Here is a 25,139-nt window from a genome sequence, read left to right as displayed (position 1 = left end):
GATGCGGGGTGCAGGCCCTCCTCCGCCACCGTTCCGGCCCGCGACTCCATCCGCGCCTCCCCGTCCTCCCGACATGCAACCAGCCGTCGTCAGCATCGTGCCAGGATTCGCGGCCCGAGCGCAGCGTTCGGTGAAGACTTGGTTAAGGCGCCTAACGGTCCCGGTGCGCGCCGCGGCGCTCGCGGGTCGTCCTCGTGGCGGCGTGGAAGTCGTCGGGCTTGGTGCGGACCCAGGCGAGGAAGCGGGCGATCTCCGGATCCGCCCGCAGGGCCTCGACGTCGGCGAGCCGGCGGGCGATCTCGGCCTCGCTGTAGCGGGCGTGGATCGCCGAGTGGCAGATCTGGTGCAGCCGCACCGTGCCCCGGTGCGTGCCGCCCTTCAGCTTCGGCGTGAGATGATGCAGGCTGGAACGGGCGCCCGGTGGGATCTGCCGGTCGCAGAGCGGGCACATTACCGGCGCGGCCGCGAGCGGCCCGTGCGTTGCCGGGTCGTCGTCGCGCCACCTGCGCTCCCGCCTGCCCAAATCCGCTCCTCCCGTCCCGGCATATGGTGCACCGGGTGCCGTTCAGCGCACCTCGGCCGCCGCGGCATCGGGACACGCGCGGGCGCCCCCGAACAGGGCTACGGCCTCCTTGTCCCGCGCGCCCAGGATGCTGACATGGTCGCCCGGCAGTGCTTCGAAGCGAGCCTTGCCGGCCTCCGCCAGCCGGCGGCCGAGGCGCTCCGGCACGACCGGGTCGTCCGTGCCGTGCACGATCAGGATCGGGCCGCGGAGTCCCGCGATGCGCGCATCCGACCGGTAGGTGTCGCGCAGGAGCCAGCCCGGCGCGGCGGGAAAATGCACGCGCGCCGCCGAGACCAGGGAGTCGAACGGCGCCTCCAGGTAGAGGCCGGCCGGCGCTCCGGCCGGAGGCAGGCGCGCCGCCACCGCTACCGCGACGGCCGCCCCGAGCGAGTGGCCGTGGAGCAGGACGGGCGCGCCGGGCGCCCGCGCGCGGGCCTCCGCGACGGCGGCGAGCCCGTCCGCGATCAGCCCCTCCTCGGAGGGCGCGCCGGTCGAGCCCGGATAGCCGCGATAGGCCGGGGCCAGCACGCCCCAACCGGCCGCACGCCAGGGATCGGCGGCGAAGCGCTCGGCGTGGAATTCCGGCATCGAGGCGTTGCCGTGGAAGCTCACCACCACGCCGCAGCCCGGGCGCGGCGCCCGCCACAGGGCATGGAGGCGCTCCCCGTCCGCCGTCCCGACGGTGATCGCTTCGGTTCCCGCGGGCGCGGCCCGCTCGCCCACGGAGGCAACGTCCTGATAGGCGCCGGGGTAGATCAGCCGCCGCTGCGCCAGGGCCAGAATGCCGACCAACCCTGCGCAGAGCACGACCGCGGCGGCGGACAGGATGATGAGGATGCGCATCGGGACGCTCGGGCCGGGAGAGGCGCACCGTTATAGCCCCGCTGCTCCCGCGGGCGAGACGCGGTCGTCCCGGCGAAGTGCGGAGCCGGTAAGGGCGCGCGGGCGCGTCGCGGTTCGCCTCCTCTCCGGTGAGCGGTTGCGGCCTGTCAGGCCAGGCGACTGCCGCAGCATTGACAAGGCCCGGTAAACCACGGAGGCTCCCGCCCGTTCCGAGGGGAGCCCCCGTGAGGGGGGCTGAGATTGGGCCCGGCGGCCCTGACCCTTGAACCTGATCCGGCTCATACCGGCGGAGGGACGGGAACCTGCGGCCTGCACTTGGGGCCGGACTCTCATCTGCCCCTCTTCCGTGATTCGGATCGCTCCAAGGAACCAGGGAGAGATCCACCATGAACGCACCCGTCCTGCCCAAAGACGTGAAGGGCTCGCCCGAGAGCGTCACCACCGGCCCGGTCCACGGCTCGCGCAAGGTCTACGCGCCGGTCGCGGGCCGCGACGACATCCGGGTGCCGTTCCGCGAGATCGCGCTGACCGACCCGAAGGAGGCGCCGGTCCGCGTCTACGATCCCTCCGGGCCCTACACCGAGACGGACGCGCGGATCGACCTCGCCGCCGGCCTGCCGCAGGTGCGCGAGCCCTGGATCGCGGCGCGCGGCTACGCCACCGCCGAGGCCCGCGCCGTCAAGCCCGAGGACAACGGCTTCACCTCCGCCGACAAGCTGGTCGCCCCCTGCCCGGCCGAGCGCACGCTGCGCAAGGCCGCGCCCGGCCAGATGGTGACGCAGTACGAGTTCGCCCGCGCCGGGATCGTCACCGAGGAGATGATCTACGTCGCCCATCGTGAAAACCTCTGCCGCGAGCAGATGCTGGAGCGGGCCGAGGCCGCGCTGGCCGACGGCGAGAGCTTCGGCGCGGCGGTGCCGGCCTTCATCACCCCCGAATTCGTGCGCGACGAGATCGCCCGCGGCCGGGCGATCATTCCGGCCAACATCAACCACACCGAGCTGGAGCCGATGGCGATCGGCCGGAACTTCCTGGTCAAGATCAACGCCAATATCGGGAACTCGGCCGTCACCTCCTCGGCGGCGGAAGAGGTCGAGAAGCTGGTCTGGTCGATCCGCTGGGGCGCCGACACGGTGATGGACCTGTCGACGGGCCGCAACATCCACAACATCCGCTCGTGGATCGTGCGCAACTCCCCCGTGCCGATCGGCACCGTGCCGATCTACCAGGCGCTCGAGAAGGTCGGCGGCGACCCGCTCAAGCTCGACTGGGAGGTCTTCAAGGACACGCTGATCGAGCAGGCCGAGCAGGGCGTCGACTACTTCACGATCCACGCGGGCGTGCGCCTCGCCCACGTGCCGCTCACCGCGCGACGCGTCACCGGCATCGTCTCGCGCGGCGGCTCGATCATGGCGCGCTGGTGCCTCGCGGGCCACCGCGAATCGTTCCTCTACGAGCGCTTCGACGAGATCTGCGACATCATGCGGGCCTACGACGTCTCGTTCTCGCTGGGCGATGGGCTCCGCCCCGGCTCGATCGCCGACGCCAACGACGCCGCGCAGTTCGCCGAGCTGGAGACGCTCGGCGAGCTCACCAAGATCGCCTGGGACAAGGGCTGCCAGGTGATGATCGAGGGCCCCGGCCACGTGCCGATGCACAAGATCAAGGTGAACATGGAGAAGCAGCTGCGCGAGTGCGGCGAGGCGCCGTTCTACACGCTCGGCCCGCTGACCACCGATATCGCGCCGGGCTACGACCACATAACCTCCGGCATCGGCGCCGCGATGATCGGCTGGTTCGGCACCGCGATGCTCTGCTACGTCACGCCGAAGGAGCATCTCGGCCTGCCGAACCGCGACGACGTGAAGACCGGCGTCATCACCTACAAGATCGCCGCCCACGCCGCGGATCTGGCCAAGGGCCACCCGGCCGCGCAGCTGCGCGACGACGCGCTCTCGCGGGCCCGGTTCGACTTCCGCTGGGAGGACCAGTTCAACCTCTCGCTCGATCCCGACACGGCGCGCAGCTACCACGACGAGACCCTGCCGAAGGACGCCCACAAGGTCGCGCATTTCTGCTCGATGTGCGGGCCGAAATTCTGCTCGATGAAGATCACGCAGGACCTGCGCGCCGAGGTGCTGGCGATGGAGGAGGCGGGCGCGGTGATCCACACCGCACCCGTCATGTCCGAGGCCCAGCGCGAGGCCGGCATGAAGGCGAAGTCTGAGGAGTTCCTGGCCGAGGGCGGCAAGCTCTACGTCGACGCCGCCGAGTAGGCGCGGCAGACATCCGCGACGGTGCGGGGCGGCGGGGACCGGACGGTCGCCGCCGCCCTTTTTCGTGCCTGTTCGAGCCCGTACAATTTCTGGTGAACCGGTAAGGGCGCGTTAACGGTTCTTCTGAAAGTCCCCCGGCTGTTAAAGCCGCGGTCATCATCCGGGCGCCAGATGGGACCTCAGTGATCTATCGGAGGCCCATGGCCATGAGCGAGATCGGCAGCGTGCAACCGGCGGAACGGCCGGCGCCCGTCGTCGCGTCGATCGCGAGCGCCGCGCCGACACGACTGGTCGCGGCCGAGCCCGAGCGCACCCCGCTGGAGCCGGCAGTGAGGATCGACCTGAGCGCGGATGCGGACGCCCCCTCCCCCGCGCCGACGGAGGCGGATTACCGCGCGCAGTACGTGCGCGACGCCGAGGCGCGGCAGATGGTCTATCAGGTGGTCGATCCGGCCTCGGGCGACATCGTCGTCCAGCTGCCGAGCGTGACGGTGCTGAAGGCCCGCGCCTACGCCGAGCGCGAGGCGGCCCAGACGGCGCGCCCCGGCGCGCAGACGGCCCAGATCGACCGGACCGCCTGAGGGCGCCGGTCTTCCGGTCCGCAAACGAAGAAGGCCGGGGCGATTCGCCCCGGCCCTCTCTTCGTTCGGCCTCTTGTCTTTGGCCGGAGGGTCCGGGCGCCGCCGCGAGGCGGCGCCCGTCCCGGTCTTAGCGCAGGAGCTGCAGCACGCTCTGCTGGGCCTGGTTGGCGAGCGAGAGCGCCGAGACGGTCAGCGACTGGCGGGTCGAGAGGGCCTGCGAGTTGGCCGCCTCCTCGTTGAGGTCCGCGTCGGTGAGCTTCGACGAGCCGGTCTGCAGGACGTTGATGATCTGCTTGTTGAAGTCCTGCCGGTTCTGCACCACCGACAGGTTCGAGCCGAAGGTCGAGGCCTGGGAGCGGAGGGCCGAGGAGGCCTGCGTCAGCGACGTGATCACCTTGTTGGTCGAGGAGATGTCCTCGAACTCGTTCAGGCCGTTCTGTCCGAGCCGAGTCAGGCCGAGACCCGCCGGATCGAAGGTGACGCCGATCAGGTTCATCGTCGATGAGCCCTTCTCGTTCAGCGTCAGCTTCAGCGTGTCGCCGTTCAGCAGGTTGACGCCGTTGAACGAGGCGTCCTGAGCCGTGGACTTGATGTTGTCCAAGATCTGGTTGAACTGCGAGAGCAGCGACTTGCGGGTGTTCTGCGAGTTCACGTCCGCAACCGGGGCCTGCGCGGTCGAGAACAACGTCGCCGCCGTGCCACCGATGGTGCCGCCGTCGGCCGCGCTGCCAATCGTCGACGAGGCGTAGTCGTTCGTCGTCGAGATCGTCAGCTTGCCGCTGGCGTCCAGCGAAGCCTGCATGTTGTTCAGGGCGAGCTTCGTGTTGAGGTCATCGAGCGTCTTGACCGTGCCGTTGGTACCGTCGCCGAAGGTGACGTTGACCGCGGTGCCGCTGTTCAGCGACCCGAAGGTCAGCGTCTTGCCCGAGAGACCGCCGGGGGTCGATGTGCGGGCTGCGGTGAAGCTCGTATCGGTGCCTGCATTGCCGCTCAGGCCCAGCGCGGACAGGGCGTTACCGGACCCCGTGATGTTGAGGTCCGCGAGCGTGCCCGTGCTGATTTTCAAGGACCCGTTGGTCGCGACCGACGAGTTGGTCGCGCCGGTCGCCGTCTTCAGCGTGGCCGATCCGCTCGCGTTGGTCGTGGTCTGGGTGCCGGTCGCAAGGTCGATCGCGGTGAGGACGTCGGCGACCGTACCGCCCTGGAGGTAGACAGTCGAGTTGCCGTTGCCGTCGGTTACGATGTTGCCGTTCTTGCCGGACCCGCTCGCGACGTTCGCGGCCGCGGGAACGGCGGCGTTCTTGAAGCTGATGGTCTTGCCGTTGACGTTCAGCGTCGAGCCATCCTGAAGCAGGGTGCCCAGGGAGCCGGCCGCCGTCGTGCGCGTGACCGAGACCGTGGCCGTGCCGGAGCCCGTCGAGGACGTGAGGCCGAGGGCCTTGAGCTGGTCGGCCTTGCCGCTGATCTGGAGGTCGGCACCGGTGGCAGAGTTGAGGACGATCTTGGCTGAGGCAACGTTGGAGGCCGTCTCGCCGGTGGCCGTGGCGACCGTAGCGGCGCCGGCCGAGATCGAGGCGGACGAGACCCCGCTCGCGAGATCGACCGCACTCAGCAGGTCGCTGATTGTGGCGACGTTGCCGTTGGCGCCGAGATAGACGGTCGAATTACCGTTGCCGTCGGTCGCGACGTTCGAACTGGCGATGAAGCCGTAGCCGGTCGGGACCGTGCTGGTGGTTGGGGCGGCGGTCTTCGAGAACGTGATGGTCTTGCCGTTTACGGTCAGGGTGTCTCCGTCGCCGAAGCCGGCGGCAGCACCGCCCGTATTCAGCACGGTGGCGCCCGTTGCGCCGGTGATCGTGCCGCCCGTCATCGTTCCGGCCGCACCGAGCTTCGTCGTGCCGGACACCGCCGCGCCGTTGGCAGCCGTACCGTCGTACAGCACGTTGCTGGTCGCCTGAGCACTCAGATACGACGTCGTCCCGCGCAAATCCGAAGCCGTTGCGCCGGTGATCGTGGTCGAGACGTTCGACTTGGTCGAGTAGCCGATCGTCGCCTGCAGCGCCTGGTTGGCGACCGACTTGGCGTTGTCGACGAGCTTCTGCAGCGAGGTGATGCCGGTGTTGGCGGCCTGGATCACCTGCACGCCGTTCGAGATCGAGTCGAGGATGTTCGAGAGGTCGCCCGCGCGGTTGTCGAGGCCCTGGGCCGTGAAGAACGAGCTCGGGCTGTCGAGGGCGGAGTTGACCTTCTTGCCGGTCGCGAGGCGGTTCTGCGTGGTCGACAGAAGGGCGGCCGTATCCTGGGCCACGAGCAGGTTCTGCCGCGTGGCAGACGAGAGAGTGATGTTGGACATCGGGGCGATCCGTGCTGATCTGAAGACCTGCCTTTCTGGCAGTCGCCCCAGAGATCACGCGGGCCCTTGCCGAGGCCTTAATCTGATCCGCGAGGTTCCTCGCCTGAGACGCCAAGCGCGGTTTTTCCGGAGCCCGCGTTGAGTCACGGTTAACGAAGTGTGACTAGGGTGGCGTCAGGTTATCCGGAGAGCACGCCATGCCCCTGCGCATCGAACTGAAGCCGTTCGAGCGGCTGATCATCAACGGGGCGGCGATCCGCAACGGTGAGCGCCGCGCGGCCTTCCTGATCGAGACGAGCTGCAAGTTCCTGCGCGAGAGCGAGATCATCACCGAGAGCGAGGCGGACACGCCCTGCAAGCGCCTGCACCTGACGCTGACGGTGATCTACCTCACGGAGGAGCCGACCGGGCCGCTGGCCCTGTTCTACGCGCAGGCCGCCGAACTCGTCCGGCAGGCGCCCGGCACCGCCCCCTACCTGGCGGCGATCCAAGAGGAGCTTGAGGCGGGCCGGCACCACGCCGCGATCAAGCGCGCCCGCGACCTCGTGGCCTACGAGCGCGCCGGGCTGGAGCGCGCCGCCGAGCCGGCCTCCGGCTGAGGCGGGGCTTCAGCGCCCCTGCAGGCCGGACGAGAGGTTCTGGTTGATGGCGATCAGCGCGTCGAGCTTCTCGCGCGAGGGATCGACCATAGTGTCGAGGATCCGGCGGAACACGAAGGCCGCGAGGTTGGCCACGTTCTGCTGCAGGTCGGGCGGCAGCGGGCTGTCGGCGTCCGTCGCGGCGGTCGCCAGGATCGTCCAGACCTTCTGGTTGAAGGTGAGCACCGCGTTGAGCCCGTCCGCCTGGTTGTCCCAGTCGTCGCGCACCGCCTGGAGCTGGCGGGCGGCCTTCATCAGCACGGCGGCCTCCGCCTCCCGCGGGTTGAGCGCGACCTGCGCGGTTCTGGCATAGGCGTTGGCGGCGTAGCTCATGCGGACACGATCCCTGCAACCCGTTCCCGGACGGCGGATGCCGCCTGAGGGGCATCGCCCGGGATTGATCCCACGAGTATGCTTAAGGGTCTGTAAGCGCCGGTCGCCGCAATCGCGCCCGCATGCGGTGCCAGACCCGCGCCGGTGCGGGGAGGCTCTCGGCCTCCGGGATGCTGTCTTGCGATGACGAATTTTCTGCTCGGGGCAGTGGCCGGCGCGCTCTTCGCCTGCGTCGGCACCATCGTGGCGGTGCGCCATCCGGAGATCCAGACCCGCCTCGGGCTTCGGCCCGCGGTGCTGCTGGCCGCGGCCCCTGTGCCCGCGCCGCGGCCCGAACCCGCCTGCCCGCCCCCGCCGACGGCCCAGAAGGTCGGCGGCGTCGACATGCTGCTCTCGCCGCGCCGCTTCTGGTGGATCGCGCCCTGAGCGCGGCGGGGTCGAGCGTGTCCGACGGTCAGACGCTGCTGAGCAGGAACATCAGCGCCGTCGTGGCGACGGTGGTGCTGAGGAAGCCGCAGAGGGCGGCGGCGAAGGAGGGGCCGGTCGGGGCGGCAGCCCGGGTACCGAGGTCCTGGCCGAGATCCTGGTCGATCTGCTGGCTGAGGCTGTGGTTCATGGCGGAATTCCTGTCTGCGGGCTGGCGCCGCGCATGAGTTAACAGTGCGGTCAAGCTCGCGCGGCTTCTGTGCGGCGGCGCACGGGCTCGATCGGGTTCGGGGATGATGCGTACGGGTCGGCCTCGCCGCCGCTAGTCGCAGCGGTTGATCCGCTTGGCGACGCGAAGGGCACGCAGCTCGCTGCGCAGGTCGATCGCGACCACGCCGGCCCCGCACTCGTCGAAGGCGTCGCGGGCATCGTTGTAGCGGTCGCCGACCTCGTCGAGCGTGTCACAGACTCGCTCGCGGTCGCCGAGGCGCGCTTCCTGACGGGCCTGATAGCGGAGGGCGACGGCCTCATCGACCTTGCGCCGGGCCTCGATGCAGGCCGGTGCCGCGAGTGCTGTCTGCGCCGACAGGGCGAGCCCGAGTGCGGCGATGGCGTTTGAGGATCGTTTCATGGGAACACCGTGGAACGGGCTTACAGGCGACGGGCCGGACGGCGGCGTGCGCCCGCGCGTATGTTTGACGTGGTCCGATGCGGTCCGTCTCCGGACACGGGGTTTGTGGAGGCTGAGGGCGGTCTCCCTGGACCGGGACGCCCGCATCTCCTGTCGTCTGGCTGTGAAACGGCAGAGCTAAGCCGATGGTTCCGCGGGGTGTTTCGCACCGCGGCGGCGCGAGACCAGGAGTTCGGCGAGGGTGACCGGGACGAAGCCTTGGGCATCCACACCCACGTCGTACTGCCTGGGGATCGGCTTGAGCTGCCCGTGCGAGTGGCCGTGCAGGTTGAGCGCGCCGCGCCCGATGCCGTTCCAGGTCCTGAACGCGTAGTGGCACAGGACGAGGCGGCGTGCCTCGACCGTGATCTCGGCATAGGCCCCGACCCAGGCCCAGCCCGGCGCCGCCAGCGTCTCGGGGCCATCGTTGTTGCCGCTGATCAGCCGCTTGATCCCCCGCAGGTCGGCCAGGATCTCGCAGATGCGCGCTTCGCTCGGGCCGAGCGCGAAGTCGCCCAGATGCCAGACCTCATCCTCGGGCCCGACGCGGGCGTTCCAGGCGGCGACCAGGGCATCGTCGTGCGCCGGCAGGTCCGGGAACGGCCGGCGATCGAGCCGCAGCACCCGCGGATCCCCGAAATGTGTGTCGCTGGTGAAGAAGACGGTCATGGCATGGTCCGGATCCCACATATGACGCGCGGCGGCCGGTCCGGCTCCGCCGCCGATGCGGACAGCGTGCTGCCGGGCCGCCGGATTCGGCTGGACAGGATGCGGCGCGGGCATTAACCAGAGCGGCGACGCGGGCGTAGTTCAGTGGTAGAACGTCAGCTTCCCAAGCTGAATGTCGTCGGTTCGATCCCGATCGCCCGCTCCAATCCCTTTTCCTATAGCTGACAGGCCCTTGCGAGGCGTTCTTCACGCGCTTCGCGCTGCCCCTGAAACGGCGGGATACAACGGGGATACAACGCCCCCTCGAATCACGCCCCCTCTCCAAAGGCCAGGGAAGGGCTAACCGTGCCGTGGTTCGCCCCTTGCCGGGCGGCCACGGATCCCCGAGGATCGCCCCATGACGCACGCCCCCTCGAAACGCCTGCCGGCCTGAGCCAGCCGTCTCGTCCGGAAATCCGGACGGCCATGCGTTCCGTTTCGAGGGAGGGCACCATGCCCGTCTACATCACCGCCGACCTGCACCTCGGCCATGAGGCGTGCCTGTCCTACTGCGCCCGTCCCTTCCGCTCGATCGCCGAGCACGACAGGGCGCTCGTCGACCGGTGGAACAATCGGATCACCGACGTCGACGACGTCTACGTGCTCGGCGACTTCAGCATCGGGCTGTCGGCCCGGGAGCTCCGCCGCGTCTTCGGCGAGCTACGGGGGCGCAAGCACCTCGTCGTCGGCAACCATGACGGCGCGAAGACCCTGGCCCTGCCGTGGGCGAGCCCGCCCCGGGACATCCTGCGCGTCACCCTGGAGCGGACGCAGCTCTTCCTGAGCCACTACCCGACCCGGTCGTGGCCCGGCATGCACGCCGGCACCCTCCACCTCTACGGCCACACTCACGGCGCCATCCAAGATACGCGGCATTCCTGCGACATCGGGGTTGACCGGTGGGCGTACCGGCCGGTCACCCTGCGCGAGATCCGGGAGCACCTCGCGACGCATGCCGGCCCCCTAGAGGAGGAGATCGCCACCGCCGACGAGCGCACTCTCCGGAGGCTCGCGGCGTGATGCGCGGATCCTACACCTACAGCGAGCCCCCCGCGGGAGCAGTGACCTGCCGGACGTGCGGGCGGATGAACCTCGCGATCTCCCGCAACGAGGCGGAGCGCCGCGCGGCGGAGGCGAACGCGCATCGGCGGCCGGGGGACCCCCGACCGCCGGTTACGGTGGCTTATTTCAGCTGCTGCATGCGCCCCCGGTACAGGCCGGCCAGGCTTGGGGATTGCCCGGACGGTGCGACGTACTCGTCGGTTCTGTGCGAGCGCCTGGACGAGGGCGGCTAGCCCGAGCCGCCCCGGTTCCGGCGGTAGAGGTTCACCGTCCGCCAGATCGCTACCCGCACGGCGTCGGCGTCGTCGCCCCGTACGGGCATCGACCAGACCTCGCCCGTGTCGTCGCGCCAAAACCGCATCAGAATGTAGCGCTGCCCGACCTCGCACCCGTCCATGACGTCGGGATCCCGGCGCCGGAACAGAAGCGCTCGGCCGTGCTCGACGCCGACGACCTGCCCGAGAAACTCGTCGATCGGCTCGGCGCGCTCCTCGTCGTGCAGATGGAAGGGCGGGCACGCCACCCGGTGCGGCTTGCCGAGGGCCGGCTCGAACTCGATGCGGTCCTCGGCGTGGGCCTTCGTCCAGAAGCCCATGTCGAAGGTCAGCGCGAGGGCGGGTGCCGCAGCCGGTGCAGGGCCTGCCTCGCCCGCTGCGGGCGGCGCCTCGGGCTCCGGCGTCGGCTCGGGGGCCGGGGTCTCCGCCTTCTCCTCCTCGTCTTCCTTCTCGTCCTCGACCGCGGCAGCCTGCGCGGCGGCCCGCGCGGCGATCGCGGCCTCTGCCCGCTCGCGCTTGAGCCGGGCGCGCTTCAGCGCGAGCGGGCTCGGCGGCGAGATCGCTGCGCCGAAATGGTGCCTGAGGACCTCGTCGATCGGGAGCCCCTGCTTCACGTACCACGGGCTCCCGTCGTCCCGGGCCGCGGGCTCCGGCTCGGGTGCCGGGACCGACGACTGGGGCGCCTCCATCATGTCGAAGAGGTCGCGCGGGCGCTCAGGCGCGGGGGGCTTCTCGGCTTTCGAGTGCACCAGGCGCGCGAGCTCGCGCGGCCGGCGGAACGGGGCCGCCACGGTCTCGGCGACCCACGCGCGGTGGGCGTCGAGGTCGTGGGCGGGCAGCGGGGGACGGGCCATGGCTACTCCTCCATCTCGATCAGGCGCCCCGGATCCAGTTCGCGCGCTTCTGCGCACGGGGCAGCTCGCGGTAGGCCTCCTCGGCCACGGCCAGCAGGCGCGCCCGCAGGTCTAGGGCCTCCTCGCGCAGGGGGTGCCGCGCGAATCTGTCGTGCGTCGCGATCACCAATCGCGACCCGATCCCGGCGCCCTTCGCGGCCCGGCGGTACCACGTGTCGAGGACCTCGCCGCGGTGCGCCGGCTCGCGGCCCTGGAAGAGGAAGCCCGCGTCGAACTCCGCGAGAGCCTTTTGCGCCTCGATCACCGCGGGGGTCAGGGCGTCGAGCTCGATGCGCGGAGCTGGCTCCAGCTCATGTTGACCCGATGGCCCGGGCACAGCCTCGGGCGCGGGCCCCCTGGCCACCACGGCTCCCCGAGGAGAAAAGGGCGGCCGGGGGCGGCCTCCTCAACCGCCGGGGCAGGCTGCTCGGGAGCGGGGGCGGCGGCCTCGGAGGGCAGCTTCTTCAGCAGGGCGAGCGCCTCGGCGCCGGCCTCGGCGACGCCTCCGTGCGCCTTCGCGTACGCCCGCACGATCTCTACGGGCATGCCCGTGTGCTCGGCGGATCCATCCCCGGGCTCGTGGAACGTCATGTACCGGCCGAGGCCGGACGCGACGACCGCCGGATCGCGGAAGTCGGCGTGGACCGTGATCCCGCCGCCTAGGCGCTGGACGGAGAAGATCTTGCCGTCCTTGCAGCGGATCTGCGTGGGTCTGATGGGCGTGGTCACAGCAGCATCTCCAGGGCTTCGGCGTCGTCGGCGGGGATCGCGGCGTGAGCCGGTCGCGCGACAGCCCGGCGGTTGGCGTCGTGGTAGATGGCGAAGGCGTTGTCGGCCGCGTTCCACAGGGCGGGTACCCAGGACCGCAACCGGCACCTCGGCATCTCGGCCGCATGGTGGGCCTCCCGCACGATGGCGGCCGCCTCGGCGAGGGGGAGGCCAACGGCCCAGGCCGGCACCGGCCCGGAGCGAGCCCAGTGCTCCGGCACGACGAAGTCCGGGGTGTATTTCAGGAGATAGGCGACCGCCTCCGCGATCTTCTCGTCGGCCTGCTCCCTCGCCTTCCGATCGAGCGTTGCCGCGAGCTTCGCGAGCCGGGCCTGCCTCCGGTCCTCGGCCGCCTGCTGCTCGGGCGGGAGGCCGCGGATCTGGCGCGCGTGCCGCCGGGCGCCCTCGCCCTCGACGACCCAGTGCAGGTCCTGGTGGACGAGCCGCCAGCCGCGGCCGCGGGCGGGATCGGTCACTTCCTCTACGAGCCCGAGACGCAGCGCGTAGTGGAGGTGGTTGCCAGTGTTGCGCCAGGCCACGTGCGGACCGGCGAGCGCGTAGGAGCGGCGCGCGACGCGGGAGCCGTACGCGGTGACGGCCTCCTCGGGACCGAGCCAGTCGTGGCCCTTGAAGAGGCGCAGCACGTCCCTGTTCACGTAGGCGTTCCACGCCTGGTAGCGGTCGGGGCCGTAGCCGCCGAACGCGAGGGCCAGCTCGAAGGTCTCCAGCAAGGCGGCGCGCTCGCGCTCGATGGCGTCGTGGTCTTCCTGCGTCACTGGGATCTCCTCAGAAGGGGCAGTCGTCGAGGATGGAGAAGCCCTCCGAAGCCAAGGACGGCAGCGGCGGGAAGGGGAGCTCGGGCTCGGCGTCGAGCTGCGGGTCGGGCTCGTCGGGACCGGGTCGCTGGGCGTCTCGGTCGTAGAGCTCGCGCTCTTCGTCGGGCGTGAGGCTGTCGAAGAAGTCGTCTTTCACGCGGCCCATGGCAGGCTCCTCAGAAGGGGATGTTGTCGGGGTCGAACGGCAGGGCCGGCCCGCGCGGGGCGGCCCGGACCGGCTCGGGCGGCAGGGCGGCGCGGCAGGCGTCCGGCATGACGCGGCAGGAGCGCGAGCAGAAGAAGGTGCCGCAATCGTCGAGGCCGACGTGGACGCGGTACCGCTCGCCCGGCTGGATGCCCCGGCCGCTCGGGCACTCCTCGCAGGAGAGCCGCTTCCGGGCCGTGTGCTCGCGCGTGACGCCGCGGTCGGCGAAGGTCGGCTCGTCCTCGACCGGGCCGCCGTAGACCTCGCGCATGACCCACTGCGGGATCATCGGCCGGCCTCCGGGGCCGGCACGTAGCTGACGATGCGCTGCAGGCGGAGCGCCCGCAGGACCGCCTCACCGGGCGCGCGGCGGCCGAGGCGGACGTCCGACACGTACGCTGGCGAGACCCCCGCCGCGGCCGCCCAGGCGCTCGCGCTTCCGGCGGCGCGGATTGCCTCCTCCAGCGCCGCGAGGGCGTCGACCGGCCCTCCGCTCTCCGCCGGCCGCGCCGGCGCCTCTTCGCTTACCCCGCCCGCCACGATGCCCTCCGCCGCTCGCGATACGCGCCGTCGCGCATCCGCTTCGCAGCAAATGTCAGCGCGTCGCCGGTTTCCGTCAAGCACAGACCAAAACTTTTTTCAGTTCTCAGCACTACAGCATCAGGGGGTCGCCGGTCTTTGGCGCCGTCTCGATCCGGGAAACGAGCTTAAGAAAAGCGTTACAGTCCTTGAGAAACGCGTTACATGAATTTTATGCTTGCGGAATGCTTGGCACGGTGGGACCATTCGCCTGTCAGCGTATTCGCTGATCGGTCCAAGACGGCCCGCCACCCCCGGTTTCCTGAGAGGACCCATGGCCCCGCCGATCACGTTCGGCACCGCGTGGCGCTGCGTCGGCGCCCACCGCCGGTACGGCAACGACCTGCCCCTCTGGCTCTGCGACGAGCCCCCCGCCGCCTACTCGGACGCCTACAAGCGCGCCCGGGGCATGCTCGTGGGCATCGGCTACTCGTGGACCGACCGCGGGCACAGCGAGCCCCGCCTCCTCGCCTGCTGGTGGGACCTAGGCGTCACCGTCGACGTCGCCGCCCTCCGCGTCGAGGTCGACCGCGTCGTCGCCGAGGCGGCCGCCGAGCGCGAGGCGAAGGCGGTTGCCGAGCAGGAGCGCCACGAGCGCGACGTCGCCCAAACCGAAATCGCCGCTCCCCCGATTCGCGCGGCCCTGCGCGCCCTCCTGCAGGAGCGGCCCTGGGCCCTGGGACGGTCCCTCGCCGAGGCCCGCGATCTCGCCGCCGCAGAGACCTGGACGTCGTGGGGTCTGCGCAGCGCCGAGCGCTATCTCTCGAACGCCGCGGGCAACATCCTCCGCGCGGAGGAGCGCCTCGGGCGGCCGGCCCCTGCCGCGTGGTTCGCCCGCGCGGCAGACGAGGCGGTCCGGGTGGCGGCCCTGGAAGCCTGCCGCGCCCTCTCCGCCCGCGACGAAGACTGGGCCGCCGTCCAGAACGGCGAGGGCTGGTCGCAGGCGACGACGTGGACGGGGCACGTCCTCAGCGAGCGCGAGAGCCTCGACCAGGGGCAGGCCGCTCACGCGCTCGGCTTGCTGCACGGGCATCGGCGGCAGCTCTCCGACGAGGCCTGCATCGCGTGCTTCGGCGAGGCCCCGGCGCGGCGCCGGCGGCCGGAGCCCGAGGAGCAGCCGGCCCTCGGCTTCTGACTTTCTGGCACCCCCTCTTCAATCGCATCGGACACACGGGAGAACGGACATGACGAACTGGGCGAAGCGGATGGCCGAGTTGATCGCGGCCACGGTGAAGATGGTCCTGGCGGCGCTCGCGGCGCTCTTCGGGCTGGACAACCACGGCCTCGGCGCGGCGACGAAGCGCGCGGGTGCCGCGGCCCGCGCCGTCGCCTCCGGGACTGGCGACGGCCTCGCCGCCGCCGGGCGCGCTGTCGGCCATGGGCTGACCGGGCCGCTCCGAGCGCTCGACCTGACCGCGTCCGCAGTGGGCCAGACCCTTGGCGCGATGCTGCCGCAGGCGCCGGTGACCGCGAAGACCGTGGCCGACAGCGCCGTGGCGCGGGACGACAGCCGCACCCATCTCGTCGACCCCGAGCACCAGGCGGCGCGCGACGGCCTCGTCGCCGCCAGCCTCGTCGGGATCCGCGTGCAGGGCGCCGCCTCCTCGCTCCTGAGCCGCGGAGGTCCCCTCCATGCGATCCACGCCGACCATCTCACGCCCAACGTCAAGGCGTGGCTTGAGGAGCTGACGCCGGTCCAGCTGAAGGCCGTCATCGACGCCCCGGCCCATCTTCTCGACCGGCACATCGGCGCCGACGCGCAGAGCGACCTCATCCCCGGCCTGCCGCGCGTGCTCTCGACGATGGCTCGGCTGGCGAAGGAAGCGACGGGCGCCAACGACATGGACATGGAGGCCATGATCGCGAAGGCGAAGGCCAACCTGCGGGGCGATCGTGCCGCTGTCGCGGAGATGATGAAGCGAGGCCCCCGCCCTCCGCAGGAACCCGACGAGGGCGGTCAGGTCATCCCGATCCGCGGCCCGCGCCCCTCGCCCCGGCCGTCATTCGGCTAAGCCGGGGTCGCCCCTGAAACGACGAGGCCTGCGGGAGAGGATCCGGCGGGCCTTTCCTTTTGGGGTGACCCGCGCCCGGTCAGACGCCGCAGACCTCGCGAAGGCCTTCGACGAGGCGGGTCTGCCGGGCGAGGAGCGCCTGGAGCTCGGCGATCTCCTGCCGGGCGAAGGCGAGCTCCGCCTGGGCCCTGGCGGCCCGGCGATTGGCGGCGGCCTGGTCGGCGCGGGCTTCCTCCAGGCGGTCGGCGAGGGTGAGGACCGAGTGCTTCTCGGCGCGCTGCTGGCGCCGGATCTCGCGCACGCCGTCCTGGATCGCGAGGTGCCCGAGGGCGAGCCCCACGCCGACGGTGCCGGCGGCCTCGAAGCCAACGTCGCGGGCGTGGTGTGTCATGGCGGGCGTCTCCAAGGGCGGGGCGATCTCTCCCCCTGAAGATGGGCCTGGGCTCGAATCCGGGTCAAGAATCTGGGGAAGATGTCCACAATCGACGGTGATCGAAGTCCTGGCCTGTTGTGCCTTGCCCTGTGCGCCCGAATCGAGCGCACGTCGGGCCGACGTCGGGCCACATGCGCCTGCCGCCTCCGAAGGCCTCCGGGGACGCGATACCCGCGGGGCCCCTGTTGGGGACCGCCATCCGGACGGCGTCCGCTCGGAAATTCGTTTCAGTCTCTAGGAGTAACGGGGGGAGAGCCCCCTACACCGGATTTCAACGTCCCCGCCGGCGACCGGTGTGTTGGCCGTCGCAGAGGCCCGGGCGAGCCTCCCGGACATGGTCAACACGCGCATCAAACTCGACGTCAGCGCCCTGAGGCGGGCTGGGATCACGCGGGCGAAGGAGCTCCGAAGCGCCCTCGACGAGGCGGCCCTGTACTTGGCAGCCTCCGCCCGCAAGCGGCTGCGCGAGGTCGCGGCCGAGGTCTTCGATCGGCCGACGCAGTTCACGCTCGACGCGTTCCGGTACCGCAAGCTCCAGGGCGAGGCCCCGGCTCAGACGATGAAGAGCGGGATCGCGGCGCGCAGGTTCGCGTAGGGCGCGATGCGGTTGTCGGCCAGCACCAGCGCCGCGCGCTCCTGCTCGGACAGGCCGGTGACCCGGATGCACGGGACGCGGTCGAAGCCGAGCCGGCGCGCCGCGGCCATGCGCCCGTGGCCGGCGATGACGACGCCGTCCTCGTCCGCGAGGATCGGGTTAGTGAAGCCGAAGCGCTGGATCGCGGCCGCGAGCTGCGCGACCTGCTCGTCGGAATGGGTACGCGCGTTGCGGTCGTAGCCGCGCAGGGTGCGCACCTCGACGATCTCGATTGCTGCGTACCTCAAGGGATCGTCGGTGCGCACCTGTAAGTCCCTGAAAATTCACGGGGTACGCGGGGTGCGTACCCAAACCGATCTTGTGTGGGCCGCCGGGTCTCGGACCGCATGACCTGAAGGCCTTGCCCCCCCGGGGAGGGACCCGCCCCCGGGCCTCCCCGGCCCGGATCACGCCTCGCCGCCCGCCTTCCGGGCCGTGGCCGACGTCTCGCGGCGGGCGCGCAGCAGGACGCGCAGATCCTCGCCGGGCTGGAAGCCCACCAGGATCGCCGTGCCGTGCCTGACGGCCTGAGCGACCGCCTGCGGGACGCGCTCGCCCCGGAGGTCAGAGGGTCGCACGATGACAGGGGTGCGCCGGTAGCCCACGGGGTCGCTCCATCGCCTTGCCGGAAGGGGCGCCCGGTCGGGGGTCCGCCCCGGGCGCCTTGTCGGTTCCAGCGAGGGTCAGGCTCCCGGCCTGCCGTGCGACGGACAACACACCGCCCGGGCCGGAGGGCGGGTCCGGTCCCGGGAGGGGCCTGGGGCTAGGCGACGGTGTCGCGCGAGATGCGGGCGAAGAGCGCCGGGACGGTCGCGGCGGGCAGGTACCCCCTGCGCTGCAGGGCATGAGCGGCCCGGCGGACCAAGCCCTCGACATGGACGCCGTGCGGGTGCGTCCGCCCCCGGGGCCGCGGGCGCCGGTCAGGGGCGCGTCGCGGATGGCGTCGACGAGGGCGCGGTCGAGCTCTCTCGGATCCGGCAGCCCCGAGGCCTTGCGCTCCGCCCGCTCCCGGCGCTTGCGCTCGGCGTCCTCGCGCTTGCGCTCGTCCTCCACCGTGAGGGCGCGCCTGCGGTAAGTCGTGGGTGCGGATGCGATCTCGGACATGCCCGATCATGCCCCTCGGGGACGCAAGGATCGAGGCCGAGGCGGTGCAGATCTGCACCCCCGCCCCGGTGCCTCGGGACGTGCAGATCTTCACCACCGAACCCGCCCCTCGGCGTGAAGATTTGCACCACCTGAACCTATACCCACGCCCCGGTTTCCCTCTACGGACGGATCGGGAGACGGTGCAATTTCGCGCTACAATACTAATTGACGTGACCGTCATTCCCCGGCAGGGGCGGGCCAACCACCCCTCCACGCCCTCCGGTGTCCCTTTAGTTTAGTATTAGGGGATCGCAGACGCGCCCCGGTCAAGGCCCTCCAACCCCCTCTCCGCAGGGGGGAAGGGGCTTGTTCCTGCCACGCCGGGTGCTACCCTCCGGTGGTGAAAATCTTCAAGCGATAGCCATGGCCGCCTCGCCCAAGCCCTCCGCTCCGTCCGCCCGCTCCCGGCGGGCGCCGTTCGTCCCGTCGGTGCGCGGTGACCTGGAGCAGGCGTCCGCCTCGCCGGAGGCCTTCGCGACCGTCGCCCCGTCCGTGCCGCGGCCGGTCGCCTACCTCCTCGACCGCCGGCTCTGCGCCGTCCCGCGGGTCGGAGCGAGGGACGTGGCGTTGTGGGAGTGGCTCGTAACGCAGGCTGTCGCGGCGCACCCGGACGGCCTGCCCGCCGACGGCGTCGAGCTCACGCTCCCGGCCCGTCCCGCCCTCGTCGCCATGAGCGGGCACGGCCGGCCGGTTCAGCCGCGCGAGCTCGCGGACAGCCTCGTGCGTCTCCTTGGTGGCGAGCGCCAGGAGCTGCGCATCGGCGACGCCTTCCGCGCCTCGCTTCCGGCCTGGGTGCCGCCGCTCCTCCGGCAGGGCCTCTACGGCTACCTCGACCTCGCCGTCCTCGCGCGCCTCAAGACGAAGGGGGGCGCGCTGCTCTACCGCCACCTCGTCGGGCGCCTCGCCGCCGACCGTGTCCGCTACCTGCCGGAGGCGCCTCCCCATGTCATCACGGTGCCCGTCTCCGAGCTCGGCGAGGTACTCGGCATGCCCGCCCCGATCCGCATGGGGCCGCTCCGGATCCGCTACCTGAAGCCTGCGCTCGAAGACCTCGCTGACCACACCTCGGCTTTCACCGTCACCGCGGAGGAGGCCAAGGACGAGCTGGGCCGCAACATCTCCGTGGCGTTCTCCGTGCGCTTGCGCCCGCCGGAAATGCGGACGGCGGCCGCCCGGCTCCTCGACAAGGAGAGCCTCAGCTTCCTGCAGGCACACCCGGACGCGCCGGCCTTCCAGCTCCGGGCGTCGACCTTGGTGAAGCTCGGAAGCGCGCTCCCCTCTCGCCGGGTAACCCAGCCGAAGGCGGGATCGCGCCGCCGGCCCGTGGCCGCCCTGGCGTCGGAGCTGCATGCCTGGCGGCGGCTCTGGCTCGCCGCACTGGACGAGGCGATCACCGGCACCGCCCTGACGACCGGCTTTGAGACGGGGGCCTACAGGGGGCGGAAGCTGCTCGACGCGATCGAGCGCGACGGGGCCGACACCACCTTCTGGGCCTTCGTCATGGCGGAGGTGGATAGCCCGGACCTCCAGGTCCGCCTCGACACCGGGGCGAGCAACGAGGCCATCCGGACCCTGGCGAAGGCCGAGGCCGCCCGGGTCCTGCGCTTCCGGGACGCGCGCGCCGAGCGGCGCCGTGCGTTGAGGCATGCACGCGCGGAGGGCACGATCCCGCCCGCGACCCCGAAATCGAAAATCACCGATTCGCTGACGATGCCCGCTCCCGCCCCCGTCTCCCCCCCTGTCGCCCCGGCGCCCGCGCCCGCCGTGCCGGAGATCGATGTCGCGCTCGCGGCGATGCTCTCGACCGAAGAGGCCAAGGCTGAGGCCAAGAAGCTGTGGTGGTACTGGCAGCCGGCCGCCGAGTTTCCGCACCTGCACGCGGCCGCGAAGGCCAAGCTGCTCCTCGACGAGGACCTCGACCTGCAGTTCCCGATCTTCGCCAGGGCCGACGCGGCCATGGGCGGCGAGTACCGGGCGAACCTCGCGAAGCTGGCCTCGACCTTCGACATGCCCCGGCAGCCGCATGAGGATCGGGTCGCGACGCGGGTGCCCGACTTCATCGACGCGGACCTCGCCGAGGCCCTGATCACGTTCCTCGGCATGACACTCACAGTGCCGGTGCAGAACGGTGTTGCCGCCGACCCGAAGGGCATCCTCCTTCGGGATCGGGCCTTCGTCCGGGAGCGGGTGGTGAAGGCCCGGGCCGAGTGGCAGGAGCGGGCCTCGCGTTGGGGCGATGCGTACGTGCGCGGAAAGCGCAGGACGTTCGAGCAGACGCAGCGCGATATCTACGAGACGCCCCTATTCGTGGCGACGGCCAGGGACGGCAACGGCGTCCATCGCGCGGCCCCGCCGCCTCTGCCCCCTCCACCCCAGCCCGAGGCCAAGCCCCCGGCGAAGGCCGAGTAGGAGCGCCCTTCGGAGCCTTGGCCGCGCTGTCGCGTTTGCTCCTTTCGGCCTAGACCGGCCTAGACACTGTCACAATCGGTGGCACCCTCTCTAAGTCGCGGCGCGCAATAGGCGATTTGGTCCTTCGCGCCCCGGGGGTCTGCCAGATGTACGCCGTCTCTGCGTTCGCCGAGGACATCCTTTACGGCTCGGACAAGCCGGGTATCGTCGTCCGCAAGCGCGCCGTCCGCACCCACTGTGCGGCCAGCTACCTCTCCGACAAGCAAGTCCTCCTCGACATGATCCGGGCCCGCGTCTGCCGGTTCGGCCTTCGGTCCGAGGACATCCACCGGTCCCTGGCGACCTGGCGCACCGGGGAGCACTGGCGCCTCCTCGACGGCGACTACGATTGCAACATCAGCCTGAAGCGGGCCTACCAGGTCGCCGAGGCGATCGGGCTGCGCAAGGCTGCCTTCGAGGTTGAGGATCCCGACCCCACGAATGCGGCCAACCCCTCGCAGAACTCGCCCGCCGCGGCCGTGCCGGCCCGCTAACCCCGGCGTGTTGTCTCTCGCATGACGTAAGCCGGGTCAGCACGATCCTAGCGCATAGGCATATCGCCCGGGGCTGAGGCCGCCCCCTCTTTTTAGCGGCTGGGTCGACAGCACCTTGAGCTTGTCACCTCAGGCAAGAAGTTCGGCCTCAATGTTGTCGTGGCACCAAATCTTTCCAAAAGGGGTATCAACCTCAATGTGAAAAAGATCAACCTGTCCCGACCTGTGAAAGTACATCAGATTTTTATCTTTGAGACGACCATTGAATTCGCAAATGATGTAATCGCGTTTATCGTAGCCATCCTTAGAGGACCACGGCTTTATGCTGACATATCTTAGTATCCCACCTTGATAATCTTCCTCATTGCCGACGAGATCGTCGGGAGTCAGGCGAGCTTCTTCAGTCTCTTGCGCGACAGCCGCCTTAGCGTCAGCCCAAGCGCGGCGCATTGCTCCAGCAAGATGAGCCCGCGCGCCCTCGCCAATTGCTGTCGCCACCTCCCTCGCCAAAACCCACGACCGGCGCATGATCGCACCCAAGTCGTAACGGCTCCGCTTCGACATCACGCAAATCCTGCTAGAACTACAAGTGAAGGCGAGGCTGTTGTCAGGCAGTTGAAATGTCCAGCGGCTGACCTTGGCCCTGTTCAAGCAAGGTGGCCAGGTGGAAGCAAGGAATGTGGAGTTTGCGAGGGGATAGCTGCTTCACGCCCTTGGGACGGGCGAGGAGCCGGTTGCCAGCCCCAAAGTCAGAGCCGTTGGCACAATGTGCCAAACGACCTGAAATCCAGTGGGTGAGGCTCTATCGCGCTCCTTAGGGCCCACGGTTCTGGGTTTGGGCGGGATACGAACAAGCTCAGTTATCCACAAGATCCTCGCGCCTTACGGCTTGGGCGAACATGCCGAGCCGGAAGGGCTGATGACCGGGGCGGCCCTCATCGCCACCGGAGCTGCGTTCGCGAGGCGCCTCGTGATCGCGCCGCACCCAAATTATCCCAGGGGCCCCCGAGCGTTCCTGGCGGCGGAATGCCGCGAGCCGCGCGCCCGGCTGCAGGTGTCCTTCGACGACCAGCTCGCAACCACGTGCCAGCGGAACGAGGCTTGGCTGCGCGGCAGCTAGGGCGCAAGGTCACCCAGGGCCTCGGCATCATCGTCGGGAATGGGTCGCTGCCGCGGCCGGCGAGGCGGGACGCCGTTCTCGTCGAGGCCGACCAACTGGTTCACGTAGAGCGAAAGGGCCCGAACGTCCTCCAGCTCGGGCGGATCGTGGAGCTTGCTCGTGACCCAAGTCTTGTCCCGCGACATGCCTAACCAGTCGCTGGAGTAGATCGGCACTTGAAGTAATCGAGTGAACGAGTACTCGCCTTGGCTCGGGATTTGCAGCCCCTGCCATGCCTTTACGAAGTGCTGCGGCAGCTTGATGATAATTGCTTCCGGGTCACGGTCTCGTTCCAGTCGGACTTCCTTGATCAGGAGGTCGCGTTCCTTCGCGATGATCTCCCGGAAGTGTTGGGCCAGCGGAGCGACTTGGAACACGGGGAGCCATGGTAGCGCGTGCCCCTCCAGCCTCTCGACAAAGAGCTGCCGACCTGGAGGCTTCTCCGGCCTGAGGCGCTGCCTCCTGCGTTCGAGGTTCCTCTCATCGAGCTTTCCCTTCAAGTCATAGCTGAGGTTGGCGTAGATGACGCGACGGGTGATCGGCATGGCGCCGTCCTACCGCGCCGCGGTTGACGCTTCGTCTATGCCGCCTCGCCCAGCGAGGCCACCGTCTCGTCGAGACTGGGAGCGAACTCCTGACCCTTTCCCGACCTTGAGCTTCATGCTCTCCTTGATCCGCTGTGCTGCTAAAAGCGAACACCCTGCAGGTGAACATAACGCCCGGATATCATTGCCATTAGGCGACGCGGCTTTGCCCTTGCATCCGCGCATTCTTTGGCTGTCAAAGGACAGCCTCGGTTCCTTGCCTGCGTCGAGAAACTGAACCGACTGTGCCGCTACGTCTGCGCTGGACCGCCGATCTGAAGCCTTTCGGTCGCACGAGCGTTCATGCCACTCTTGTGCGGTCGCCCCGGGATCGCGCATAAGCACCGCGATGGACACTGGCGGTCTGCATAGGCGTCGCGTCGCGGCGCGAGAGTGGTGGGTGCTCAGCGCCCGCGCGCTCGTGCTCGCCCTGGCCCTGTTCATCGTCGCTCCCGTCGCGGGCGTCGGTGAGGACCTCGCGTTCCACGCCCCCCGTCACCACGGACTGACCGAGATGGCTGCCCTCGACGCGGCCGCCCCCGAAGAGGCTGCCGACCCGGGCTTCGCCTGTCATCTCCATTGCGGCTGCCACCAGGTGGCTCCGCCACAAGTGTCGGCCGACGTCACGCTGGCACCGGAGTTCGCCGCCCTGACCTATTCCTGGGTGGCCGAGATGCCGGCCTCCGTTGCTCCCGACCGCCTGACGAGACCGCCCCGCGCGTGAGGTGACGCCGCGCCCATGAGCGCGCGTTCGCCCGGCCGTCCGACGCGGCGCCGGGCTCGTCTCCTCACCTGAACCAACGGGAGCGACCGCGACCGCCCAGAGGGGCCGTCCGGCATCCCGGCCGAGCGGTCCCCATGCGCATCCTCCTGTTCGCGGTCCTCCTGGCCGCCGGCATCGCCATCGGCGCAGCCGTCCCCGCCGTCACCGGCTTCGTCCAAGGCAGCCTGTCCGCCGCCGGCCTGCCGAAAGACCTGTTCGCTTTCACCGCGGGCCCGGCTCCCGCCAAGCCCGAGCCCGAGCCCGCACGAGCCGGGGCCGGGCAGGACGGCGATGACGACAAGGGAGCCGCGTCCCCCGAAAAGGCCCACGGTAAGGAACCCGGAGTGCACGGGCACGAGGCGGCCGAGGGGCACGCCGAGGCCGAGGCAGGCGTGATCAAGATGGCCCCAGAGCAGGTCTCGGGGCAGGACATCTCGGTCGTGAAGGTCGAGGGCGGCACCCTCGCCCGGCACCTTCTGGTGCCCGGCACCATCACCCCCGACACCGACCGGATCGCCCGTGTCCCGGCCCGGGTCGTGGGTACCGTCGCGGAGATGCGCAAGCGTCTCGGCGACCGGGTTGCCAAGGATGAGGTCGTCGCCGTCCTCGAAAGCCGGGAGGTCGCCGACGCCAAGAGCGAGTATCTCACCGCCTCCGTGCGGGCCGAGCTGGAGAAGACCAACTACGATCGCCAGCAGGCGCTCTGGGACAAGCGCGTCTCGTCGGAGCAGGTCTACCTGCAGGCCAAGGCGACCTATACGGAAGCCACCCTGCGCGTCGACCTCGCCCGCCAGAAGCTCTCCGCCCTGGGGCTGAGCGCGACCGAGGTCGCGGCCGCGCAGAAGCGGGACGAGGCGACGCCGAACCAGTCCACCCTGCGCCGGTACGAGCTCCGCTCGTCGCTCGCCGGCCGCATCGTCGAGCGCAAGGTCGACGTCGGGACGAAGGTCGGCGGAGAGGGGGACCCGGCCGACGTCTACACCGTCGCCGACCTCTCGACCGTCTGGATCGAACTCTCGGTGCCGACCACCGAGCTTGCCAAGGTGCGGGAGGGCGCACCGGTCGCGGTCACCCCGGCCCAGGAAGGCGGCGACCGCCACGCCGACGGCAAGGTCGTCTTCGTCAGCCCGTTCCTGAACCCGGACACCCGCTCGGCCCGGGTCATCGTCGCCCTGCCGAACCCGGACCTCGCCTGGCGCCCCGGCACCTTCGTCACCGCCGAGGTCGAGATCGCGCACGACGCGGTCGAGGTGCGCGTCCCGAAGGCTGCCCTGCAGACGGTCGGGGGCGAGCGCGTCGTCTTCGTGCGCACGGAGGAGGGCTTCGAGAAGCGCGAGGTCGAGCTCGGGCGCTCGGACGACGATTCCTACGAGGTCGTCTCCGGCCTGAAGCCGGGCGACCCCATCGCGGTCGCCAACTCCTTCCTCCTCAAGGCCGAGCTCGGCAAGTCCGAAGCCGGCGACGACGACTGAGCGG

Annotated in this window: 31 protein-coding genes, 1 tRNA gene and 1 riboswitch; of the genes, 13 read left to right on the top strand and 19 right to left on the bottom strand. The window is 70.3% G+C overall.

Annotated elements, in window-relative coordinates; all coding sequences use genetic code 11:
* Positions 1-151: 151 nt before the first annotated feature.
* Both DK427_RS13770 and DK427_RS13765 read right to left on the bottom strand, forming a co-directional pair.
* A complete protein-coding gene (locus DK427_RS13770; protein WP_109951760.1) occupies positions 152-523 on the bottom strand; it encodes an HNH endonuclease family protein in 372 nt (123 codons plus the stop codon).
* A gap of 42 nt (positions 524-565) precedes the next feature.
* Positions 566-1,408, bottom strand: a complete 843-nt coding sequence (locus DK427_RS13765; RefSeq protein WP_109951759.1) for an alpha/beta hydrolase — start codon at positions 1,406-1,408, stop codon at positions 566-568.
* A 202-nt stretch (positions 1,409-1,610) separates the two neighbouring features.
* Positions 1,611-1,720, top strand: a riboswitch (TPP riboswitch).
* Positions 1,721-1,794: 74 nt separating this feature from the next.
* Between DK427_RS13765 and thiC the strand changes: the two genes are divergently transcribed.
* A complete protein-coding gene (thiC, locus tag DK427_RS13760) occupies positions 1,795-3,684 on the top strand; it encodes a phosphomethylpyrimidine synthase ThiC (RefSeq protein ID WP_109951758.1) in 1,890 nt (629 codons plus the stop codon).
* A 206-nt stretch (positions 3,685-3,890) separates the two neighbouring features.
* Complete coding sequence (locus tag DK427_RS13755; protein ID WP_162559799.1) at positions 3,891-4,265, top strand: hypothetical protein; 375 nt, start codon at positions 3,891-3,893, stop codon at positions 4,263-4,265.
* A 127-nt stretch (positions 4,266-4,392) separates the two neighbouring features.
* On the opposite strand, the gene DK427_RS13750 is transcribed toward DK427_RS13755, so the two are convergent.
* Positions 4,393-6,618, bottom strand: a complete 2,226-nt coding sequence (locus DK427_RS13750; RefSeq protein WP_109951756.1) for a DUF1522 domain-containing protein — start codon at positions 6,616-6,618, stop codon at positions 4,393-4,395.
* 197 nt (positions 6,619-6,815) lie between these two features.
* Between DK427_RS13750 and DK427_RS13745 the strand changes: the two genes are divergently transcribed.
* Positions 6,816-7,217, top strand: coding sequence for a flagellar biosynthesis repressor FlbT (locus DK427_RS13745; protein WP_109951755.1), 402 nt, complete (start codon positions 6,816-6,818; stop codon positions 7,215-7,217).
* Between the two features lie 9 nt (positions 7,218-7,226).
* Here the strand turns inward: DK427_RS13745 and flaF are convergent, their stop codons facing one another.
* Positions 7,227-7,589, bottom strand: coding sequence for a flagellar biosynthesis regulator FlaF (gene flaF, locus DK427_RS13740; RefSeq protein ID WP_109951754.1), 363 nt, complete (start codon positions 7,587-7,589; stop codon positions 7,227-7,229).
* A 183-nt stretch (positions 7,590-7,772) separates the two neighbouring features.
* Here flaF and DK427_RS13735 point away from each other — a divergent pair, with 183 nt between their 5' ends.
* Positions 7,773-8,015, top strand: a complete 243-nt coding sequence (locus DK427_RS13735; protein ID WP_109951753.1) for a hypothetical protein — start codon at positions 7,773-7,775, stop codon at positions 8,013-8,015.
* Between the two features lie 28 nt (positions 8,016-8,043).
* Here the strand turns inward: DK427_RS13735 and DK427_RS26360 are convergent, their stop codons facing one another.
* The 3 genes from DK427_RS26360 to DK427_RS13725 all read right to left on the bottom strand — a co-directional run bounded on the left by DK427_RS26360 (position 8,044) and on the right by DK427_RS13725 (position 9,354).
* Positions 8,044-8,205: a hypothetical protein gene (locus DK427_RS26360; RefSeq protein ID WP_162559623.1), complete on the bottom strand. Its 162-nt coding sequence runs from the start codon at positions 8,203-8,205 to the stop codon at positions 8,044-8,046.
* A 132-nt stretch (positions 8,206-8,337) separates the two neighbouring features.
* Entirely contained in the window at positions 8,338-8,646 is a 309-nt protein-coding gene (locus tag DK427_RS13730) for a hypothetical protein (protein ID WP_109951752.1), read from the bottom strand.
* A 177-nt stretch (positions 8,647-8,823) separates the two neighbouring features.
* Positions 8,824-9,354, bottom strand: a complete 531-nt coding sequence (locus tag DK427_RS13725) for a metallophosphoesterase family protein (RefSeq protein WP_109954152.1) — start codon at positions 9,352-9,354, stop codon at positions 8,824-8,826.
* Between the two features lie 130 nt (positions 9,355-9,484).
* Between DK427_RS13725 and DK427_RS13720 the strand changes: the two genes are divergently transcribed.
* A tRNA-Gly gene (locus DK427_RS13720) sits at positions 9,485-9,559 on the top strand.
* A gap of 287 nt (positions 9,560-9,846) precedes the next feature.
* Positions 9,847-10,413: a metallophosphoesterase family protein gene (locus DK427_RS13715; RefSeq protein ID WP_109954151.1), complete on the top strand. Its 567-nt coding sequence runs from the start codon at positions 9,847-9,849 to the stop codon at positions 10,411-10,413.
* A 271-nt stretch (positions 10,414-10,684) separates the two neighbouring features.
* Here DK427_RS13715 and DK427_RS26705 read toward each other — a convergent pair whose 3' ends face one another.
* Genes DK427_RS26705 through DK427_RS13675 form a run of 7 tightly spaced genes read right to left on the bottom strand, consistent with a single transcriptional unit; the run spans position 10,685 to position 13,951 of the window.
* Complete coding sequence (locus DK427_RS26705) at positions 10,685-11,584, bottom strand: hypothetical protein (protein ID WP_186383784.1); 900 nt, start codon at positions 11,582-11,584, stop codon at positions 10,685-10,687.
* Between the two features lie 19 nt (positions 11,585-11,603).
* On the bottom strand, positions 11,604-11,888 hold the full coding sequence (locus DK427_RS13700) for a hypothetical protein (RefSeq protein WP_109951751.1): 285 nt from the start codon (positions 11,886-11,888) through the stop codon (positions 11,604-11,606).
* A gap of 8 nt (positions 11,889-11,896) precedes the next feature.
* Entirely contained in the window at positions 11,897-12,352 is a 456-nt protein-coding gene (locus DK427_RS13695) for a hypothetical protein (protein WP_109951750.1), read from the bottom strand.
* Positions 12,349-13,167 carry a hypothetical protein gene (locus DK427_RS13690; RefSeq protein WP_109951749.1) on the bottom strand — a complete coding sequence of 273 codons (819 nt, stop codon included), beginning with the start codon at positions 13,165-13,167 and terminating at the stop codon, positions 12,349-12,351. The genes DK427_RS13695 and DK427_RS13690 overlap by 4 nt, the downstream gene beginning before the upstream one ends.
* A gap of 10 nt (positions 13,168-13,177) precedes the next feature.
* Complete coding sequence (locus DK427_RS13685; RefSeq protein ID WP_109951748.1) at positions 13,178-13,372, bottom strand: hypothetical protein; 195 nt, start codon at positions 13,370-13,372, stop codon at positions 13,178-13,180.
* Positions 13,373-13,382: 10 nt separating this feature from the next.
* Positions 13,383-13,700 carry a hypothetical protein gene (locus tag DK427_RS13680; protein WP_109951747.1) on the bottom strand — a complete coding sequence of 106 codons (318 nt, stop codon included), beginning with the start codon at positions 13,698-13,700 and terminating at the stop codon, positions 13,383-13,385.
* Positions 13,697-13,951, bottom strand: coding sequence for a hypothetical protein (locus DK427_RS13675; RefSeq protein WP_109951746.1), 255 nt, complete (start codon positions 13,949-13,951; stop codon positions 13,697-13,699). The genes DK427_RS13680 and DK427_RS13675 overlap by 4 nt, the downstream gene beginning before the upstream one ends.
* A 313-nt stretch (positions 13,952-14,264) precedes the next feature.
* Between DK427_RS13675 and DK427_RS13670 the strand changes: the two genes are divergently transcribed.
* Both DK427_RS13670 and DK427_RS13665 read left to right on the top strand, forming a co-directional pair.
* Positions 14,265-15,125: a hypothetical protein gene (locus tag DK427_RS13670; protein ID WP_109951745.1), complete on the top strand. Its 861-nt coding sequence runs from the start codon at positions 14,265-14,267 to the stop codon at positions 15,123-15,125.
* Between the two features lie 49 nt (positions 15,126-15,174).
* On the top strand, positions 15,175-16,002 hold the full coding sequence (locus DK427_RS13665; RefSeq protein WP_109951744.1) for a hypothetical protein: 828 nt from the start codon (positions 15,175-15,177) through the stop codon (positions 16,000-16,002).
* 79 nt (positions 16,003-16,081) lie between these two features.
* On the opposite strand, the gene DK427_RS13660 is transcribed toward DK427_RS13665, so the two are convergent.
* Positions 16,082-16,393 carry a hypothetical protein gene (locus DK427_RS13660; protein WP_109951743.1) on the bottom strand — a complete coding sequence of 104 codons (312 nt, stop codon included), beginning with the start codon at positions 16,391-16,393 and terminating at the stop codon, positions 16,082-16,084.
* Between the two features lie 340 nt (positions 16,394-16,733).
* On the opposite strand from DK427_RS13660, the gene DK427_RS13655 reads away from it, so the two are divergent.
* Positions 16,734-17,030, top strand: a complete 297-nt coding sequence (locus DK427_RS13655; protein WP_162559798.1) for a hypothetical protein — start codon at positions 16,734-16,736, stop codon at positions 17,028-17,030.
* On the opposite strand, the gene DK427_RS13650 is transcribed toward DK427_RS13655, so the two are convergent.
* On the bottom strand, positions 16,988-17,317 hold the full coding sequence (locus tag DK427_RS13650) for a ParB/Srx family N-terminal domain-containing protein (protein WP_109954150.1): 330 nt from the start codon (positions 17,315-17,317) through the stop codon (positions 16,988-16,990). The genes DK427_RS13655 and DK427_RS13650 overlap by 43 nt on opposite strands.
* 159 nt (positions 17,318-17,476) lie before the next feature.
* On the bottom strand, positions 17,477-17,674 hold the full coding sequence (locus tag DK427_RS13645; protein ID WP_109951741.1) for a hypothetical protein: 198 nt from the start codon (positions 17,672-17,674) through the stop codon (positions 17,477-17,479).
* A 904-nt stretch (positions 17,675-18,578) separates the two neighbouring features.
* On the opposite strand from DK427_RS13645, the gene DK427_RS13635 reads away from it, so the two are divergent.
* Together DK427_RS13635 and DK427_RS13630 are read left to right on the top strand one after the other, a co-directional pair.
* Positions 18,579-20,624: a hypothetical protein gene (locus DK427_RS13635; RefSeq protein ID WP_109951740.1), complete on the top strand. Its 2,046-nt coding sequence runs from the start codon at positions 18,579-18,581 to the stop codon at positions 20,622-20,624.
* Between the two features lie 146 nt (positions 20,625-20,770).
* Entirely contained in the window at positions 20,771-21,157 is a 387-nt protein-coding gene (locus DK427_RS13630; RefSeq protein ID WP_109951739.1) for a hypothetical protein, read from the top strand.
* Between the two features lie 129 nt (positions 21,158-21,286).
* Here the strand turns inward: DK427_RS13630 and DK427_RS26355 are convergent, their stop codons facing one another.
* Positions 21,287-21,721: a hypothetical protein gene (locus DK427_RS26355; RefSeq protein ID WP_144762837.1), complete on the bottom strand. Its 435-nt coding sequence runs from the start codon at positions 21,719-21,721 to the stop codon at positions 21,287-21,289.
* A 552-nt stretch (positions 21,722-22,273) separates the two neighbouring features.
* Positions 22,274-22,861, bottom strand: coding sequence for a hypothetical protein (locus DK427_RS13620; protein WP_109951737.1), 588 nt, complete (start codon positions 22,859-22,861; stop codon positions 22,274-22,276).
* Between the two features lie 439 nt (positions 22,862-23,300).
* On the opposite strand from DK427_RS13620, the gene DK427_RS13615 reads away from it, so the two are divergent.
* On the top strand, positions 23,301-23,624 hold the full coding sequence (locus DK427_RS13615; RefSeq protein WP_238178671.1) for a hypothetical protein: 324 nt from the start codon (positions 23,301-23,303) through the stop codon (positions 23,622-23,624).
* A gap of 134 nt (positions 23,625-23,758) precedes the next feature.
* Positions 23,759-25,135: an efflux RND transporter periplasmic adaptor subunit gene (locus DK427_RS13610; RefSeq protein ID WP_109951735.1), complete on the top strand. Its 1,377-nt coding sequence runs from the start codon at positions 23,759-23,761 to the stop codon at positions 25,133-25,135.
* The last annotated feature ends 4 nt before the right edge of the window (positions 25,136-25,139 follow it).

Origin of the sequence: Methylobacterium radiodurans, assembly GCF_003173735.1 — a bacterium.
Taxonomy (GTDB): domain Bacteria; phylum Pseudomonadota; class Alphaproteobacteria; order Rhizobiales; family Beijerinckiaceae; genus Methylobacterium; species Methylobacterium radiodurans.
The sequence above is the reverse complement of the archived record's forward strand: the minus strand, read 5'-3'. Positions and strand labels throughout refer to the sequence as shown.